This window comes from Oryzifoliimicrobium ureilyticum (genome assembly GCF_037199735.1).
GTDB classification, from domain to species: domain Bacteria; phylum Pseudomonadota; class Alphaproteobacteria; order Rhizobiales; family Rhizobiaceae; genus Rhizobium; species Rhizobium ureilyticus.
Genome location: NZ_JBBBVQ010000002.1, coordinates 469,636 through 487,286 on the forward strand (window position 1 = coordinate 469,636; position 17,651 = coordinate 487,286).

Genomic DNA, 17,651 nt, shown 5'->3' on the forward strand with positions numbered 1-17,651 from the left:
ATCTCCTCATAAGGTGAAGAATGACTACGTTGGCGAGGCAGCAGCGTCAACCGGTAGCGGGAAATTCAGCTGAAGGCGAAGCTCAAACCAAATTGCCGGCTTTCGCCCGGAGCAAGCCAATCAAACTCGCCGGCCGCCTCAAGTTCCCCCCGATCCACCCATCGATGCGACACTGGCTCGATACCGATGACATCGACCGGTGTCTTCTGGTTGCGCCAGATCTGGAGGAACGGCAAAGTCTTGGCAGGAACATGGACGGAGAGCGTGGCGCCCACTGGAGAAGCCAAGGGGCCAAGACGAACTTCATATTGCCCGTCATTTTCCGCTTCGGCAGGCACACAAAAGACGCCGCCTGGCTCCGGCCCAAAGCGCCAGTGAGCCCCACCCTGCTGCAGCATCGCCCCTTCAAGACGGGTCTCACCTCCCAGGAAGCGCCCGCCCACGTTCATGTGGTACATCCAGAAAATCGGCCAAGATTCTGATCCGGTATTGATAATTTCGTCGTGCAAATAAACTTTGCCCGTCGTGTTTTCAATCCGCCAGACCCGGTTCAGTTGCGCGTGGCCTCCTGTGACGGTTTCAATATCAGCCTGCGCGACGCATTCGGCGCCTTGAAGGTTTTTCGTGCTGTAGATGATCCGAGCAGGATGTCCGCTTGCAGAGCCGTGCAAAGGGTACATCTGGTCGTTGCGGTCCCCGCCGATCGGCCAGGGATGACGAATATGATCCGGCCCACAAGAGAATAAAAAGCCCTGAACAGCACGAAAAATTCTTGGATCACCGTCGTCCGGCACACGCTCTCCGGGGGAGATATCGATACCGTTGACGGAGCATGACCCGATATCAAGAAGCGAAGCCTCATCAAGCTCAAGTCTTGGGCCCTTGTCGGCAGCTAACTCAATCATTTCGCCTCCCGAAGAATATGTTGCCACAACCTATGCCGCACAACAGGAACCGTTTCCAAGACTCGAACGTTGAAAACGGCCGCTCACAAAAGTTTTTTTATGATTTCATTCAGCATGACTTTAGAAATCCACACTAGGGTCAAGATTCAGTAATGAGTGTCGGCTTGATCACTACGAGGAAAGCGAATCGTGAACCGCTTACTGAAAACTGGCTTTATGGCAGCCGCAGCCATCGTGACTTGGGCAACCTTTGCTTCTGTTTCGGATGCCCAGCAGGTCTATGGCCAGCAGAGGTCCCCAACGGTCTTCGTGACCCCCGACGGGCGAATGCTCGATTATATTCCGCCAAATGCCGATCTTGTCTATGCAAGAGACCAGCGCGGAAATCGCGTCTTGGTCGATCGCTACGGGAATGTCGTGGCGACCGAGATGCACGATAGGAATTACTATCCGCAGCGCCCTCGTCGCAACGCCGGTTACGGCGATGATCCCTATAATGCGGAAGATGGCTATGGGGATAACCGCTATGGAGACACGCGCTATCGGGAACCCGGTGAGGTGACGGGCGGCATCCCGCAGGATGCGCCGATCGAAAGCGCGCCGCTTGACCAAGCCTATCCGCAGTCTGACGATCAGTACCCGGCGCGACGCAATGGAGACTTTGCCTCCATCGATCCCAATGCCGGCACGCCTTCATCCGAGCGTGGATTGAAGCAGCCGACCGAGCCCGTCATCACCCTCAAGAACAAATCGAAGATGGAAATCGTCGCGCTTCAGGTATTTCTGGATCGCGAGGGCGCTTCGCCGGGCGCGATAGACGGACATATGGGCGCAAATGTCACCAAGGCGATCGGCGCCTATCAACAAATCAGCGGACAGACGCTGGATCCGAACAACTCCGAGGATATTCTGACCCGGCTCGGCATGTCAGGCGGTTTGCCCATCATCAATTACACGATCACGCCGTCGGATGCGGCAGGCCCTTATGTAGCTGAAATTCCCGAAGATTACAGCCAGAAAGCCTCGATGACGTCCCTCGGTTACACCTCCGTCACCGAAATGCTTGCCGAGCGGTTTCATATGGATGAGGGTTTCCTGAAGGAAATCAATCCAGGCGTCGATTTCACGGTTCCGGGCACGATTGTCAAAGTGGTCAATCTCGGCCAACGCAGAAGCGGCGATGTGGCGCGCATTCTTGCCGACAAGGGTAAGAAGCAGATTTTTGCCTATGATAATGGCGGAAACCTCGTTGCTGCCTATCCTGCCTCTATCGGTTCGGCCGACACGCCGTCGCCTTCGGGAACGGTAACGGTTGAAAGGGTCGCCTTCAATCCGGGCTACACCTACAACCCGAAGATCAACTTCAAGCAGGGCGCGAACGATAAGGTCCTCAACATTCCGCCCGGGCCGAATGGTCCTGTCGGCACTGTCTGGATCGCGCTTTCAAAGCCCACCTACGGCATCCACGGGACACCGGAGCCGTCGAAGATAGGCAAAACGCAAAGCCATGGCTGTGTGCGTCTCACCAACTGGGATGCCACCGCACTGGCGAAGATGGTCAAGCCGGGAACCGTCGTGGAATTCATCGATTGATAGCCGAGATGTCCGACGTTGCTAGATCGACGAAGACTAGCTGCGAGGCGGTAAGATTGGAAACACAGCCTCGTTGAACTGGACAATCCTCGATCCCATGAAAAAGGCTCCGATCGCTGTCGGAGCCCTTTCTCATTATACCAAAGCTTTGATCGATTAAGCCGCAGAGAGCAGTGAGCGTCCTTGATTGACCATCGGCATCGGCAAGCGCACTGGAACTTTGCGCATGATCTCTTCGGCGAAACAGAGAGCGTTTTCGCGCGCTTTATCGAGATTGCTGACGCGCGTCGGATCCATTGTATGCAATGTGCCGCCGCAATCGAAAATATCTCGGAAGGCCGATCGCTCAATGATGGCTGTATCGAGAACGGGCACGTTGCGCTGGGCGAGCAGGCCCTTAACGATCAAAAGCGCTCTGGTCGTCACCATTGAATTGACTCGCGTCAAGACAACGGAGTGAGGAATAACGATCTTCGCCTTTTCTTCCAGATATTGCAGCATTTCCAACACGTGGGCTCCACCACGCGCATCCATGGCGCAACCTTGCACCGGGATCAGCACATGATCCGATAGACCGATTGCACTTGCAAGAACGGGGCTGCGGATGCCTGGAAGATCTACGATAAAATAATCCGTATTATGCTTGTTTTCGGCAATATGCTGAGGAAGCGATGTCGTCGTCACGAAGTCGATGACATTAAGGTTAGGAACCGTGCCAGAAATTTCATGCCAGTGAGAAATCCAGTGTTGTGGATCGGCGTCGAGAACTGTGACGCGATAACCCTTGCGGGCGAGCTCAGTCGAGAGAAGAAGCACGGCCGTCGTCTTGCCTGCGCCGCCCTTGGTATTTGCGAAAGTAATAACCGGCATATACGTATCCTGGATGTTGTGAGCTTGCCACCGCTCCTACCCGCACCCCCATCGATCATCGTGCGGTAAAGCCATCCTTTACGAACATGGTTAACAGATCCTAAATATTCGACCCCAAATTAGTGCCCATTCTTTCTACTTTTCCGCGAACCTGAAAGCTTCGCCCCGAAAGTCGTTTCCAACCTTCAGGGCGAAAATCTACTGATAGAGCGACGTCGTCTGCGAGCCGCGTTGTCAGGCGAAACAATCCGCGAAAAGCGCCTTGGTGTTTTCCAGGGTCATCGCAACGGGATTGCCGCCCGCGCTTGGATCTTCAATTGCCATGGCAGAAAGCTCGTCGATGCGGTCAGGCTTTATGTCCATTGCGGCCAGATTATCGGGGATGCCGAGCTCACGCTTGAGGCTCAACACATATTCGTAAAACCCATCAAACCCACCCGAAATTCCGAGATAGGCAGCAGCACGAGCGATTTTCTCTTCAATTGCAGACCGGTTGAACCTTAAGACGGCAGGCATAACGACACCGTTTGTCGTGCCATGATGCGTGTTGTAGACCGCACCGATCGGATGCGACAAGGCATGGATCGCGCCGAGGCCCTTCTGGAACGCGACGGCGCCCATGGCGGCCGCTGTCATCATGTTGGTGCGTGCCTCGATGTCACTGCCATCGGCATAAGCGCGCGGCAGAAATTCCTTCACAAGTCGCATACCCTCAAGCGCGATACCTTGGCTCATTGGATGATAGAACGGCGAAGAATACGCTTCGAGGCAGTGCGCAAACGCATCCATGCCTGTCCCTGCGGTAATGGATTTCGGCATACCGACAGTCAACTCCGGATCCGCAATGACGACGCCGGGCAGAAACTTGGGATGGAAGATAATCTTCTTCACATGCGTGTGCGAATTGGTGATGACGCTGGCACGCCCAACTTCAGACCCGGTACCCGCAGTGGTCGGTACCGCAACGATCGGCGCGATCGCGTCGCTATTGGCTCTTGTCCACCAGTCGCCGATATCTTCGAAGTCCCAGACGGGACGTGTTTGACCAGACATGAATGCAACGCACTTGCCAAGGTCTAGTCCGGAGCCGCCGCCAAAAGCGACGACGCCGTCGTGGCCGCCGCTGCGAAATGCCTTAACGCCTGCGTCCAGATTGACGTCGGTGGGATTTGGATCGACATCTGAGAAGATGGCGCGGCCCAGCCCCGCCTCTTCCAGAATATCGAGCGCCCGCGCGGTGATCGGCATCGAGGCGAGGCCGCGATCCGTGACGAGGAGAGGCTTTTTGATGCCAAGGTTCTTGCAGGCCTCCGCCAGTTCCTTGATGCGCCCTGCCCCGAGCTTGAATGCGTTGGGATAGCTCCAATTGGCGGTGATCGTCATGCCGTTACTTTCTTCAGATGGTAGGATTTTGGTCTGGTCAGGTTCTGGAAGCCGATGATGGACAAGGAGCCGCCACGGCCTGTTTCTTTGACGCCGGTCCAGCATAGAGCGGGATCGAGATAATCCGCACGGTTCATAAAGACTGTCCCCGTTTCGATTTCGCGTCCGAGGCGCGCTGCGCGCTGCGGGTCTTTCGTCCAAAGAGAAACGGTAAGACCATACTTGCTGTCGTTCATCAGCGACAAAGCTTCATCATCGCTTTTCACCTTCATGATGCCGACCGCAGGTCCGAAGGTTTCCTCGCGCATGAAATCCATCGAATGGTCGACATCGACGAGAATTTGCGGCGCGACATAGGCAGTTTGGCCATCATCCGCCGGAAAGAGCTTCGTGTTGACCAATGGCTTGGCGCCCTTTGCAACGGCATCGGCAATTTGCTCGCGCACCACTTTGGCAAAGCGCTGATGTGCCATCGGTCCAAGGCTTGTTTCAGTATCCAGCGGATTGCCGAGTTTGTAGTTCGACACCCAGGCGACTGACTTTTCAACGAAAGAATCGAAGAGGCTCTCATGAACGTAGATGCGCTCGATACCGCAGCAGCACTGGCCGGAATTGAACGTCGCCCCGTCCATGAGGGTGTCGACTGCCGCGTCAAGGTCGGCATCTTCCATGACATAGCCGGGATCCTTGCCGCCGAGCTCGAGTCCCAAACCAGTGAAAGTTCCTGCCGCGGCCCGTTCGACAGCGCGTCCGCCTGCAACCGAACCGGTGAAATTGATGAAGTCGAAACTGCCGCTCGCTATAAGGCTCTCGGCCGTGGAATGATCCAGGAATATATTCTGAAAGACGTCTTGCGGAACGCCGGCTTCAACGAAGGCCTGCACCAGCCGCTCACCCACCAAAAGCGTCTGTGCGGCATGTTTGAGAATGATGGTGTTACCGGCCATCAGAGCGGGCGCGATCGTGTTGATCGCCGTCATGTAGGGATAGTTCCATGGCGCAATGACGAACACAACGCCATGAGCTTCCCGCTCGATCCGCCGCTCGAAGCGCTCGCTCTCTTCGACAACCAACGGCGCTAACGCCTCGGCAGCGATGGAGGCGACGTAGTTCGAACGCTCGTTGAAGCCACGATACTCGCCGCCGTATTTGATAGGTCTGCCCATTTGCCAGGCAAGCTCAGGTACGACCACATCCGACATCTCGTTGAGCCGCGCAACGCCCGCAAGCACGAGCTTCACTCGTTCATCGAGAGGACGCCTTGCCCAGTGCTTCTGTGAAGCTTTCGCGCGCGCAACAGCCTGATGCGCAGCCTCGAGTGTCAGCGCAGGTCTTTCGGCATAAAGAGAGCCGTCGACCGGTGAAATACATTCAATCATCGTCATCTTCATTCTCCTACGCGGCCGCCTGCGTTGTCCGCCGATGCCCTTTGAACCGCCGAATAGCCGCCAATCTATGACAGTGCGATACCTGCATTTTCGATCTTTTCAAGACGCCTGCTTGAAGAGACGCCTTCGGAACGACGGCAGAAGGCCAAACTGTGCCTTGGTCAGGCCCTTTCGAAACCGCGTGCAACTTCCCAGTCCGTGACGCGGCGATCATATTCTTCCTGTTCCCATTCCGCTGCCCGAACATAATGGTCGATCACATCATCTCCAAATGCAGCACGCAGCATCTTAGAGCGCTCGAGCGTGGTGGTCGCAGCACGCAATGTACGTGGAATTTCCCGGAGCCGGCGCGCACCGTAAGCGTCTCCGACAAAAGGATCTTCCAAAGAGAGCTTTTTCTCGATTCCATCGATCCCTGCCGCAATCAGCGCAGCACAGGCAAGATAAGGATTGAGGTCGGCACCGCCGATGCGGCACTCGATACGAACCGCTTTACTGTCTTCGCCGCAAAGTCGAAAGCCAGCCGTTCGATTGTCTTTCGACCAGATTGCCTTTGTGGGAGCGAAAGTTCCAGCGGCAAATCGTTTGTAGGAATTGATATAAGGAGCCAGGAAATAGGTGATTTCCGACGCATGCGCCAGGAGACCTGCCGTATATTGCTCCATGAGCTGAGACATCCCGTACCGTCCCTGCTTGTCATAAAACAAAGGGGTCTTGCCGTCCGCGCTCCACAGGGATTGGTGGATATGCGATGAGCTGCCCGCCGCGGTATAGTTCCACTTTGCCAGGAAGGTGATGGCCTTGCCTTTAGCCCAGGCAATCTCCTTGCAGCCGTTTTTGATGATGGAATGGCGGTCAGCCATTGTCATGGCATCGCCATAGCGGACATTGATCTCTTCCTGACCGGCGGAGGCCTCTCCCTTAGAGTTTTCGACGGGTATCCCAGCTCCCTGGAGCCCGGTGCGAATAGCCCGCATGACCTCCTCTTCCTTGGTCGTCTGAAATATGTGGTAATCTTCGTTATAAGCGCTGACGAGCTTCAGGTTGCGATAGCCGCTGGCATGGGCGCTTTCATAAGTCTGGTCGAAAAGAAAGAATTCGAGCTCGGATGCCATGAAGGCCCGCAGGCCCATCGCCTCAAGCCGCGCCACCTGTTTCTTCAAGATTGCGCGAGGCGAATGAGGCACTTCCTCATGCGTATGGTGGTCGAGCAGATCGCACAGCACAAGCGCAGTGCCTTCAAGCCAGGGAATACGCCGCAGCGTGGAAAGATCCGGCTTCATGGTATAGTCGCCGTAACCTTTTTCCCAGCTCGCCGATTTGTATCCGGAGACTGTCTCCATTTCCATATCGGTTGCCACAACATAGTTGCAGCAATGCGTTTCTCTGTAAGCGCTCTCCAGGAAATATTCCGCCTGGAAGCGCTTGCCCATGAGACGCCCTTGCATATCCACCTGACATGCAAGAACGGTGTCGATGCGCCCTTCGGCAACATCCTGCTTAAGCGCTTCAAGCGTGTAGCTGGTCGTCATGATCCCTATCCGATAACTGTCGATGTTTGGTCTACGCGATTAAATCGGGAGGCGCCTGTTCAGACGCCTCCCTTGAGAAGCTCATCTTTCGCCGATCGCAGCTTCCGCAGCAGCGATCTCGGCCTTACGGCGAGCAACTTCCTCACCAATCGGCGGCCCTTTAAACCTGCGGTTCTCAAAGGCGACCCAAACAATGCCGGTCAAGATGAGGAAGCCGACCGTGATATAGAGTGCCCACTGGTTCGGAGGCTGAACCCCAATCACGAAGATGACGATCATCGACAAGATCACCAAGCCCGCAACGACCCGATATAATCCTGCACCCATGTCCCATGGCCCCATCTTCGGCCATTTCGCCGTGCCGATCGCGCTGATGCCAAGAGCAATTGGAATAGCGAAGGAAAGAAACAAGAAGATGACCGTGCAGGACACGACGATCGTGTAGGCTGAAGACCCGGCGATGGTGACGAGAGACGCACCCCACACGAAAAGCACGGAGGCTACCGAGCCCACCCAGATCGCGATGGAAGGCGTTCGGTAACGGCGGCTGACGCTTGCCAGAAGCTTTGATGCCGGCAGCCCGCCGTCGCGCGAAAAGGCAAAGATCATGCGTGAGACCGACGTTACCGTCGCCAGTCCGCAGAGGAACTGCGAAACAAAGATCGCAACGTAAAGAAGCTTGACGATGAATGGATTGCCCACGCTGTCGAGCGTCCAGAAGAACACGTTCCAGCCCTGCTTAGCCGCATCATCCATGTTCGGAATGGCAAGCACAAAGGCAACCAGCATCAGATAGCCGAAAAACGCCGACCATATCACGGAGGAGACCATTCCACGCGGCACCGAATGGGCTGCCTTGACGGTTTCCTCAGAGGTATGGGCCGAGGCATCATAACCGGTAATCGTGTAGATCGGCAGAAGAAGCCCGAGCGCAAAGATATACCACATGTCCTCCGTATGCGGCCAAACAGGGGCATCTCCCTGCGGCAGACCGGAGTAATTGGTAAAGGTCCAGAGCCTGCTGATTTCCCAAGATGATGCACCGAAGAGGCACACAAGTGTCAAAGCAATAGCGGTAGCGAAGATAAGGTAGCCGGAAAAGTCCGTCAGCTTTGCCGTAAGTTTGATCCCGAGATGATTGATCAGAGCCTGAACAGCAGTAATCATTGCGACGAAGATGATCTGGTTGGCAAAGCCCGCCGAGGTGGTGGTGTCAACGTTGATGCCGAACCAGCCGGCAATCGACCCGGAGAAGAACCCCCAGGTGCCGGCATTGATGGCACCCAACACCGTCACCAGGCCGAGAAGGTTGAACCATGCGGTCAGCCAGCCGGTGAAGCGATTGCCGAGAATTGACCCCCAATGATAAAGGCCGCCAGCGGTTGGATAAGCCGAAGCGATCTGGGCCATGCCAAGCGCGAACACGCCGGAAATGAGGCAGCCGAGCGGCCAACCGATCCCAATGGCCGCGCCACCTGCCCCAGCCGTTGCTTGTGCAAGAGAGTTGATCCCGCCTGACAGAATGCAGATGATGGAAAAGGAAATGGCAAAGTTCGAAAACGAACTCATTCGCCTTTCAAGTTCCTGGGCGTAGCCCATGGAATGCAAAACCTGCAAATCCTGATGTTTGTCATTCTCCGTATAATCCGACATGACGTTCCCCTGATTAACGGCCGGCTGCCTCATTGCAGCCGAACCACGCCACCGCGCCCGCTATTGTTATTGTGCAGACTCTCGCAGTTAGCTGTTCCCTGGTCCTATTTCCCTCAGGTCTCCAAACTTTGTTCGATAAGAGCCCCGAGATAGCCGGTTACGACCTTTTGGCCGGCTTCATCTTGAAGAAGGTCGTTTCTGACCTCGATCATTACATTGCGCAGCCCCTGCGCGATCCCATGCAAAATGAGAGAATGGGTGACCCCATCTTCTGGTCCATAAGGCTCGTTTCGTTCCGTGCGAAAGCCTGCCACACCCTCTGCAGCATGCAACATCGCATCGGCAAAACGACTATCCGTATCGTGCAGAATACCGATCTCGACCGCCCGCTGCCGCCCGTAGTAGACGGGGGTAAAGCTATGAATAGTGACGATGACAGTTTCGCGCTTCCTTGCTTTGCGCAAGGCGATCTCGCGACTGACGGCGGCATGAAAGGGAATGTAAAGCGCCTCCGTCCGGGCTATGCGTTCACTCTCCGCTATATTTTCATTGCCTGGAATGTCATAGATTTCGCTGCGCGCAGGCATGGCGCCTGCAGCATCCGGCGGCCTGTTGCAATCGTAGATGAGCCGGGAATAGGTCTGATGAATGAGGGTCGCATCGAGGGCAACCGAAAGACCGCGCGCAACGGCAAGAGCACCCGGATCCCAAGCAATATGACTGGCAAGCGCCTCCCTCGAAAGGCCCAGGTCGCCAAAGCCTCTTGGCAAGCGAGGCGAGGCATGTTCGCAGATCAAAAGGACGGCGCTGCGTGCGCTGGGGCGTTCAACGCAAACGCAATCCTGCGCCGCTTCACGTAGGCCTTCTGCCTCAGCCACCAAGACGTCCCCCATCGCAACATCTCAATAAAGATTTAAGAAAAGAATTCTTCAGACTAGCCGCCCTGTCAAGCGGAAGCTGAAATTATCTTTTCACATAGGCGATTGACAGAGCTCGGTTCTGCGTTGTTAATTCTTCATTAGAAGATGGCGTTAGACCATCTGGGGAGCAATCGTGTGACCGCTGCGTCGAAAACAGTTTCGGACGTTATCCATGCGCATTTTGCCGCGCTGACGCGCGCCGAGAAACAGTTGGCGGAAAGCCTTCTGGAGAACTACCCGATGTCCGGTCTCGGCAGCATAACGACGGTTGCTGAAAATGCCGGCGTATCGACCCCGACCGTCGCGCGCATGGTTCAAAAGCTGGGTTACAAAGGCTATCCGGATTTCCAAGCTCACCTGCATCACGAAGTCGAAGCGACAATCTCGAACCCGATTGCCAAGCATGATCGCTGGGCCCAAAACGCCCCTGGAACACACATTCTCAACCGTTTTGCAGACGCCATCATCGGCAATCTGAGACAGAGCCTGGCCGACCTTCCGACCGCGACATTCGACGAAGTTGCAGCACTTCTTTCAGATCACAAACGCGGAATCTACTTCGTCGGCGGCCGGATCACGGGCGCAATCGCGGAATACTTCTTCACACATATGCAGGTGATCAGGCCCAACACGACGTTGATGCCGCCTTATTCAAGCGCCTGGCCGCAATATTTGCTGAACATGAATGCCGGCGATGTCTTGGTGATTTTCGATATCCGCCGCTACGAACAGGAAATCGTCAGCCTTGCCTCCGCCGCCAGTCGGCGCAAGGCAAACATTATCCTGTTCACGGACCAATGGGCGTCGCCTGCAGCACGCCATGCGAAACATAGTTTTCGCGTTCAAATCGAAGCTCCGTCGGCTTGGGACTCTTCAGTTGTCACACTCTTCATCGTCGAGGCTCTGATCGAAGCCGTGCAAAGCGCGACATGGGACAACACCCGCGAACGTATGAAAACTCTCGAAGGTCTGTTCGAGCAAACGCAGCTCTTTCGCAAGATCGGCTGAAGAAAGGAGAATTGAAACGGCAACGAGATAGGAGATGTACATGCCGATACAAGTAAAATTAAGTCGTTCTTATAGAGCTGAGCCGACAAGCAAGAAACCGTCACGCAACCTTCATAGAAGGCCAGTACAGCGCTGCTGGAAATAAACCCCAAGGAGAAATTAAGTGATCTCGAAGCTTTCCCGATTGCTCGCGCTTTCGACCGCAATTGCCGTATCTTCGTCGGCTATTGCTGCTGCTGAACCGAGCGCCGACCTGATCGCTGCCGCCAAAAAGGAAGGCACGCTCACGACCATTGCTCTGCCGCATGACTGGTGCGGATATGGCGACGTTATTGCTGGCTTTAAGGCGAAGTACGGCCTCAAGGTCAACGAGCTGAACCCCGACGCCGGCTCTGGCGACGAAATTGAAGCCATCAAGGCCAACAAGGGCAACACCGGCGACCAGGCACCCGATGTCATCGACGTTGGCCTTTCCTTTGGTCCTACCGCCAAGAAAGACGGCCTGATCCAGCCTTATAAGGTCTCGACCTGGGATTCGATCCCGGACACCGCCAAGGATGCTGAAGGCTATTGGTATGGCGATTATTACGGCGTCCTGTCTTTCGTTGTAAACAAGGACATCATCAAGGACGCGCCGAAGGACTGGGCTGACTTGAAGAAGTCGGACTTTGCAAATGCCGTTGCACTCGCCGGCGATCCGCGCGCCTCCAACCAGGCTGTGCAGGCCGTCTACGCCGCTGGCGTTGCTGCCGGTGAAAAGGATGCAACCAAGATCGGCGATGCAGGTCTGAAATACTTCGCTGAACTCAACAAGGCCGGCAACCTTGTTCCTGTTATCGGTAAGTCTGCGTCCCTCGCGCAGGGTGCAACGCCAATCGTCGTCGCTTGGGACTATAACGGCCTCAGCTGGCGCGACACGCTGAAGGGCAATCCGCCGGTCGACGTCGTCGTTCCTGCCTCGGGCGTACTGGCTGGTGTCTATGTCCAGGCAATTTCAGCCTTCGCTCCGCATCCGAATGCCGCGAAGCTTTGGATGGAATATCTTTATTCCGACGAAGGTCAGCTCGGCTGGCTCAAGGGCTACTGCCACCCGATCCGCTTCAACGATCTGTCGAAGAACGGGAAGATCCCTCAGGACTTGCTTGCCAAGATGCCGCCCGCTGCAGCCTATGAAAAGGCTGTGTTCCCGACGCTCGAAGAGCAGGATGCAGGCAAGGCCGAGATCACCAAGAACTGGGACACCGTCGTCGGCGCCAACGTGAAGTAATCACAACTGTCCTCCCGCTTCCGAGCGGGAGGACATTGCCGGCTTATCGTTGGGTGGCCAAAAGAGCGAAATACTCTTTAAAATCGCCCACAGGCAAAGCCGCGCAAGAACTTATGAGACGTATACGTAGGAAATTGAAAGGAAGCTTCAGCGCATGGCGAGCATTTCTACAACGGCGCGACCTCCTTCAATGGCCATCAGTGGAAAACGCTTCATCGATTGGCTGGGCGTGCTTCCATTTATGTTATTTGCGGCTCTCTTCCTCATCATTCCGACGCTGTATTTGATCGTTGGCGCCTTCTTGACGCCCGATGGCAGGTTCACATTGCAGAATATCGTCGATCTTTTCACCCCGACCATCCTGTCTGCCTACTGGATATCGATCCGTGTCTCGGTTGCCTCCGCACTCGGCGGCGCCTTGATCGGCTTCTTTCTGGCCTGGGCCGTTGTGTTGGGTGGCCTGCCGCCCTGGGTGCGCTCGACCCTGATGACTTTTTCGGGGGTTGCGTCCAATTTCGCTGGCGTGCCACTTGCCTTCGCCTTCATCGCAACGCTGGGCCGAACAGGCCTCGTAACGATATTTTTGCGCGAGTGGTTTGGCTTCAACCTCTACTCGACAGGCTTCAATCTCTTGTCCTTCTTCGGGCTCACCATAACCTACATGTATTTCCAGATTCCGCTGATGGTGCTCATCCTGACGCCCGCCCTGGACGGCATCAAAAAAGAGTGGCGCGAGGCAGCATCGATCCTTGGCGCGAGCAACGCACAATACTGGCGCATGGTCGCCTTCCCGATTCTTTGGCCGAGCCTGCTTGGAACGACCTTGCTGTTGTTTGCCAACGCATTTGGCGCCATTGCTACCGCCTATGCATTGACGGGCAGTTCGCTCAACATCGTCCCAATTCTACTTTACGCGCAGATCCGCGGCGATGTGCTTCACAACGCCAATCTGGGTTACGCCCTCGCACTCGGCATGATTGTGATCACTGGCCTTTCGAACTTCCTCTACTTGGTGCTGCGCATGCGCGCTGAAAGGTGGCAGAAATGAAGGGGTCGAGAATTGGGGCGTGGCTGGCCGTTCTTATCGGGGCCACTTATTTCGTGGTTCCGCTCATTGGTACGTTTGAATTTTCCATGCGTATGCGGCGCAACGCCTATAGCTTCGACGCATATGCTTCGGTGTTTTCGGAAGAGCAGTTCAGATCCACGTTTAGTTATTCCATGCTTATGGCTCTGCTGACGATTATCTTCGGCATGCTGCTTGTCGTTCCAACAGCCTACTGGGTGCGTTTGCGGCTGCCACAGATACGGCCATTGGTCGAATTCATTACCCTCCTTCCGCTGGTCATACCCGCGATCGTCATCGTCTTCGGCTATCTGAGAATGTACAACTCCTCGTCATGGCTGCCCCTGACAGGTTCCTCCACCGGGACAAACGTTCTCCTGGTGATTTCCTACATCACGCTGTCCCTGCCTTACATGTATCGCGCCGTCGACACAGCTATGCGCGCCATTGATGTTCGAACGCTGACCGAAGCGGCCGAGAGCTTGGGCGCCGGTTGGCCCACCATCCTCTTCCGCTGCATTTTCCCGAACGTCATGAGCGGCGTTCTATCCGGTGCGTTCATCACGCTTGCGATCGTCATGGGCGAATTTACGATGGCTGCACTTTTGAACCGGCCGGCTTTTGGGCCTTATCTTCAGCTTGTCGGTGCGAACCGCGCCTATGAACCCTCAGCTCTTGCGGTCATCGCTTTCGCAATCACTTGGCTCTCGATGGGGCTTTTGAACCTTATAACCCGTATCAGCCGCCTTGCGCCGGCCAAAGCATAATCAGGATAATCAAGCCATGGCCTTTCTCGAACTTCTTGGCATCAAGAAATCCTTCGGCGCCACGCAAGTCGTCCATGACTTCAACATGCGGATTGAAAAGGGAGAGTTCGTTTCGTTTCTCGGCCCTTCAGGCTGCGGCAAGACAACCATCCTTCGCATGATTGCCGGCTTTGAGACACCAAGCGACGGGTCGATCCTGATTGGTGGCAAAGAGCAGGCGAACCTGAAACCTAACAAACGGAACATCGGCATGGTGTTTCAGGCCTACGCGTTGTTTCCGAACATGACTGTTGCAGAGAACGTTGCGTTTGGCCTCAAGGTTGCCGGTGCGTCAAAAGCCGATACCGATGCCCGGGTGAAGGAAATGTTATCCCTCATCCGTCTCGACCATCTGGCGGAGCGATATCCCTACCAAATGTCGGGCGGCCAGCAGCAGCGTGTTGCGCTTGCCCGGGCACTTGCCCCGAAACCGCAAGTCCTACTGCTCGACGAGCCTCTGTCAGCTCTCGACGCGAAAATCCGTGTTTCGCTACGTGAGGAAATCAGGGCAATCCAGCGTAAACTCGGCATCACCACCGTTTTCGTCACACATGACCAGGAAGAGGCTTTGTCGATCTCCGATCGCATCGTGGTGATGAATGCAGGCCGCGCCGATCAGATCGGCACGCCTTCCGAGATTTATAATGCGCCGGCAACACGCTTTGTCGCATCCTTCGTCGGAACACTGAACATGATCGAAGCCGTCGTCGACGATCCGGCTCAAAACAAAGTTAGGATCGGCGATCAGCGCGTTACGCTGGCTCAGTCTCTGGCGCCCTTTAAGGCGAACGATCCGATATCCCTCGCATTGCGCCCTGAAGCGGGATCACTGTCCGAGACTGCGCGGAGCGATGCCGCCTTGCATGGGACAGTGACATCCGCGCATTTCCTTGGCTCCGTCATCCGTACGCGGATGGACGTTGGAGGAAATGTCATATCTTTCGACATGTTCAACAGCCCTGGCGTTGCACCGCCGGCTGTCGGCGATGACGTCACGCTGCGCTTCATGGCGTCGGACCTGCTGGTCATCAGGGATTGATGATGGTCCGCAAGCCACTAAACGACAATGGACGTATGGTACTCCGGCAGTTCCGGCACTTCGCAGCGTAAATTCGGTGACCATTATTAGAAAGCGCTTGAAGTCGTGCTGGTGATGCTGCACCAGATTCTAGGAGTACATCGGAGCGAACATACGAAGCTTGTTCGGATCTTCCGATAATCGGTCGTGAGAATAAGTGTGGTCTTCCTTCATCCCTGCGAAGGGACCGCGCTCCTTGTTTGTTTGGAAAAGTAGCAGCATGTCACCAGTTTCGGCACCGACGGCGGCTCCGCGCCGTCTTACATCGCAGGATTTTCGCACATTGGGCCTTTCGGCTCTGGGTGGCGCGTTGGAGTTCTACGATTTCATTATCTTCGTGTTCTTCGCCACCGTCATTGGAAAACTCTTTTTCCCGCCTGATATTCCGGATTGGACGGCAACCATTCAAACCTTCGGCGTCTTCGCTGCGGGGTACCTGATCAGGCCATTGGGCGGCCTCGTTCTCGCGCATTTTGGTGACCGTTTTGGGCGCAAGCGCGTCTTTGCCTTTTCGATTATGTTGATGGCACTGTCGACACTCGGCATGGCGGCTTTGCCGACCTATGCGTCGATCGGCGTTGCGGCCCCTGTCCTGCTGATCGTTCTGCGTCTCCTTCAAGGGATCGCCATCGGCGGCGAAGTTCCAGGTGCATGGACTTTTGTGGCTGAACACGTCCCGTTCAGAAAAGTCGGGTTTGCCTGCGGCTTCCTCTGCTCTGGACTGACGCTCGGCATCCTTCTCGGATCAGGTATCGCTGCCGCGATTAACACCGTCTTTTCCCCTGAAGAAGTTGCGGGCTATGCATGGCGTCTACCGTTCCTGCTTGGCGGCGTATTCGGGCTGATTGCCGTCTTCCTGAGACGTTGGCTGCAGGAAACGCCGATCTTCATGGAGATGAAGCAAAGCCGTTCGCTGATCACGGAAGTGCCTCTCGTAAGCGTACTGCGCGATCACGTTCGCGGTGTCATCGTTTCAATGGTGATGACCTGGATCCTGTCGGCGGGCATTGTGGTGACCACCCTGATGACCGCAACGTTCCTGCAGAAGCTCTATGGTTATTCTGCACAGCAATCGCTCGCGGCCACCAGTTTCGGTACCCTGTTTCTGATTTTCGGAACGGCTGCGGCCGGCGCAATTGTCGACAAGGTTGGCTCAGGGCGCTTCTTCACGGTTTCCAGCATTTTCTTTGCCGTGGCGACGTTCGCTTTTTACACTTATGCCGCAACGTCGATGACCGTTCTTCTGGTTCTTTACGCCATTATGGGCTTGTCGGTCGGCCTGGTCGGCGCAGTCCCTTATGTGATGGTGCGCGCTTTTCCGGCTCGTGTTCGCTTTTCAGGACTTTCGTTCGCCTATAACGTTTCTTACGCGATATTTGGCGGCCTGACGCCCTTCGTCGTGAGCTCAATGCTCCCTATCAACCCGATGGCGCACGCCTACTACCTTCTCTTCATTGCCGCTTTGACGTTCGGTGTCGGCATCTATCTGATGCTGCATGGAGACAGTGTCGAGGCAGAAGTCGGGATCGAAGAACTGACGAACAGGCTCTCGACAGCAAAATAGCGATCCTCGGAAATGACAAGGCTGAGGACTAAAGCCTAAGCCTTGTTATCTATCCTCGCTTATCAAGCCGTTTCGGCTTTCGCCATCGGACCCATTGTGGTTTGAATGAAGCATCGAGCGCTCGATTCAGCCGGCGACATATTCCACGAGCCTGTGGTCAAGACCCGCCAATTCCTCATCAATAATCAGGCTGATCAGGTTCCAATCGCCACCTGCCAGACCTGCTCCGATCTTCGGATAACCAATTTTCGCATTTGGATATTCCTTGGCGAGCGAACGCATAATCCTACGAACGGCATCGTAATCGACCTTCACGCCGCGTCCGCGCCAGTCAAATTGGGTATATGCATTGATGATCGTGAAGCGCGCATCTCCGCGCTCCACGAGGGCGCTGCTGTACGATCCCAATTTTTCACGACTGCCCTTCTCCGTTGCCTGATCGGCAGCATAGGCCTCGGGAAAATGCTGCTTGATAGACAGAGCGATCCCTTTGCCCATCGTACAAAAGCAATTGCATCCGTGCAGAATAAGATCGAATTGGCCGGCGAGCGCAAGCTTGAGCAGATCGCCTTGCACTATCTCCACGACGGCTCTCCTACATGGTTCGTAACGAGCGGG

15 protein-coding genes are annotated in these 17,651 nt (G+C 55.5%); 7 read left to right on the forward strand and 8 right to left on the reverse strand.

All coding sequences use genetic code 11. From position 1 onward, the window contains the following. Positions 1–65 precede the first annotated feature (65 nt). On the reverse strand, positions 66–905 hold the full coding sequence (locus tag VQ830_RS05265; protein WP_337267015.1) for a DUF4432 family protein: 840 nt from the start codon (positions 903–905) through the stop codon (positions 66–68). 189 nt (positions 906–1,094) lie between these two features. Here VQ830_RS05265 and VQ830_RS05270 point away from each other — a divergent pair, with 189 nt between their 5' ends. After that, complete coding sequence (locus VQ830_RS05270; protein ID WP_337267016.1) at positions 1,095–2,498, forward strand: L,D-transpeptidase family protein; 1,404 nt, start codon at positions 1,095–1,097, stop codon at positions 2,496–2,498. Between the two features lie 156 nt (positions 2,499–2,654). On the opposite strand, the gene VQ830_RS05275 is transcribed toward VQ830_RS05270, so the two are convergent. The 6 genes from VQ830_RS05275 to VQ830_RS05300 form a co-directional block, all read right to left on the reverse strand. Next, entirely contained in the window at positions 2,655–3,368 is a 714-nt protein-coding gene (locus VQ830_RS05275) for an AAA family ATPase (RefSeq protein ID WP_337267017.1), read from the reverse strand. A 234-nt stretch (positions 3,369–3,602) separates the two neighbouring features. Continuing rightward, a complete protein-coding gene (locus VQ830_RS05280) occupies positions 3,603–4,751 on the reverse strand; it encodes an iron-containing alcohol dehydrogenase (protein WP_337267018.1) in 1,149 nt (382 codons plus the stop codon). Continuing rightward, positions 4,748–6,136, reverse strand: coding sequence for an aldehyde dehydrogenase family protein (locus VQ830_RS05285; RefSeq protein ID WP_337267019.1), 1,389 nt, complete (start codon positions 6,134–6,136; stop codon positions 4,748–4,750). The genes VQ830_RS05280 and VQ830_RS05285 overlap by 4 nt, the downstream gene beginning before the upstream one ends. Positions 6,137–6,300: 164 nt before the next feature. Next, complete coding sequence (locus VQ830_RS05290; protein ID WP_337267020.1) at positions 6,301–7,671, reverse strand: glutamine synthetase family protein; 1,371 nt, start codon at positions 7,669–7,671, stop codon at positions 6,301–6,303. A gap of 81 nt (positions 7,672–7,752) precedes the next feature. Continuing rightward, a complete protein-coding gene (locus VQ830_RS05295) occupies positions 7,753–9,324 on the reverse strand; it encodes an amino acid permease (protein ID WP_337267021.1) in 1,572 nt (523 codons plus the stop codon). Between the two features lie 113 nt (positions 9,325–9,437). Further along, complete coding sequence (locus tag VQ830_RS05300; RefSeq protein ID WP_337267022.1) at positions 9,438–10,217, reverse strand: N-formylglutamate amidohydrolase; 780 nt, start codon at positions 10,215–10,217, stop codon at positions 9,438–9,440. A 162-nt stretch (positions 10,218–10,379) separates the two neighbouring features. Here VQ830_RS05300 and VQ830_RS05305 point away from each other — a divergent pair, with 162 nt between their 5' ends. From VQ830_RS05305 to VQ830_RS05330, 6 genes are all read left to right on the forward strand, one after another. Then, on the forward strand, positions 10,380–11,252 hold the full coding sequence (locus VQ830_RS05305) for a MurR/RpiR family transcriptional regulator (RefSeq protein WP_337267023.1): 873 nt from the start codon (positions 10,380–10,382) through the stop codon (positions 11,250–11,252). A 163-nt stretch (positions 11,253–11,415) separates the two neighbouring features. Next, complete coding sequence (locus VQ830_RS05310) at positions 11,416–12,519, forward strand: ABC transporter substrate-binding protein (protein WP_337267024.1); 1,104 nt, start codon at positions 11,416–11,418, stop codon at positions 12,517–12,519. 154 nt (positions 12,520–12,673) lie between these two features. Beyond that, positions 12,674–13,567 (forward strand): ABC transporter permease, encoded by an 894-nt coding sequence (locus VQ830_RS05315; RefSeq protein WP_337267025.1) that lies wholly within the window; start codon positions 12,674–12,676, stop codon positions 13,565–13,567. After that, positions 13,564–14,352 (forward strand): ABC transporter permease, encoded by a 789-nt coding sequence (locus VQ830_RS05320; protein WP_337267026.1) that lies wholly within the window; start codon positions 13,564–13,566, stop codon positions 14,350–14,352. Before VQ830_RS05315 ends, VQ830_RS05320 begins: the two co-directional genes overlap by 4 nt. A 16-nt stretch (positions 14,353–14,368) precedes the next feature. After that, positions 14,369–15,430 carry an ABC transporter ATP-binding protein gene (locus VQ830_RS05325; RefSeq protein WP_337267027.1) on the forward strand — a complete coding sequence of 354 codons (1,062 nt, stop codon included), beginning with the start codon at positions 14,369–14,371 and terminating at the stop codon, positions 15,428–15,430. Between the two features lie 259 nt (positions 15,431–15,689). Beyond that, positions 15,690–17,033 (forward strand): MFS transporter, encoded by a 1,344-nt coding sequence (locus VQ830_RS05330; protein ID WP_337267028.1) that lies wholly within the window; start codon positions 15,690–15,692, stop codon positions 17,031–17,033. A 126-nt stretch (positions 17,034–17,159) separates the two neighbouring features. Here the strand turns inward: VQ830_RS05330 and VQ830_RS05335 are convergent, their stop codons facing one another. After that, entirely contained in the window at positions 17,160–17,618 is a 459-nt protein-coding gene (locus tag VQ830_RS05335) for a macro domain-containing protein (protein WP_337267029.1), read from the reverse strand. Positions 17,619–17,651 lie beyond the last annotated feature (33 nt).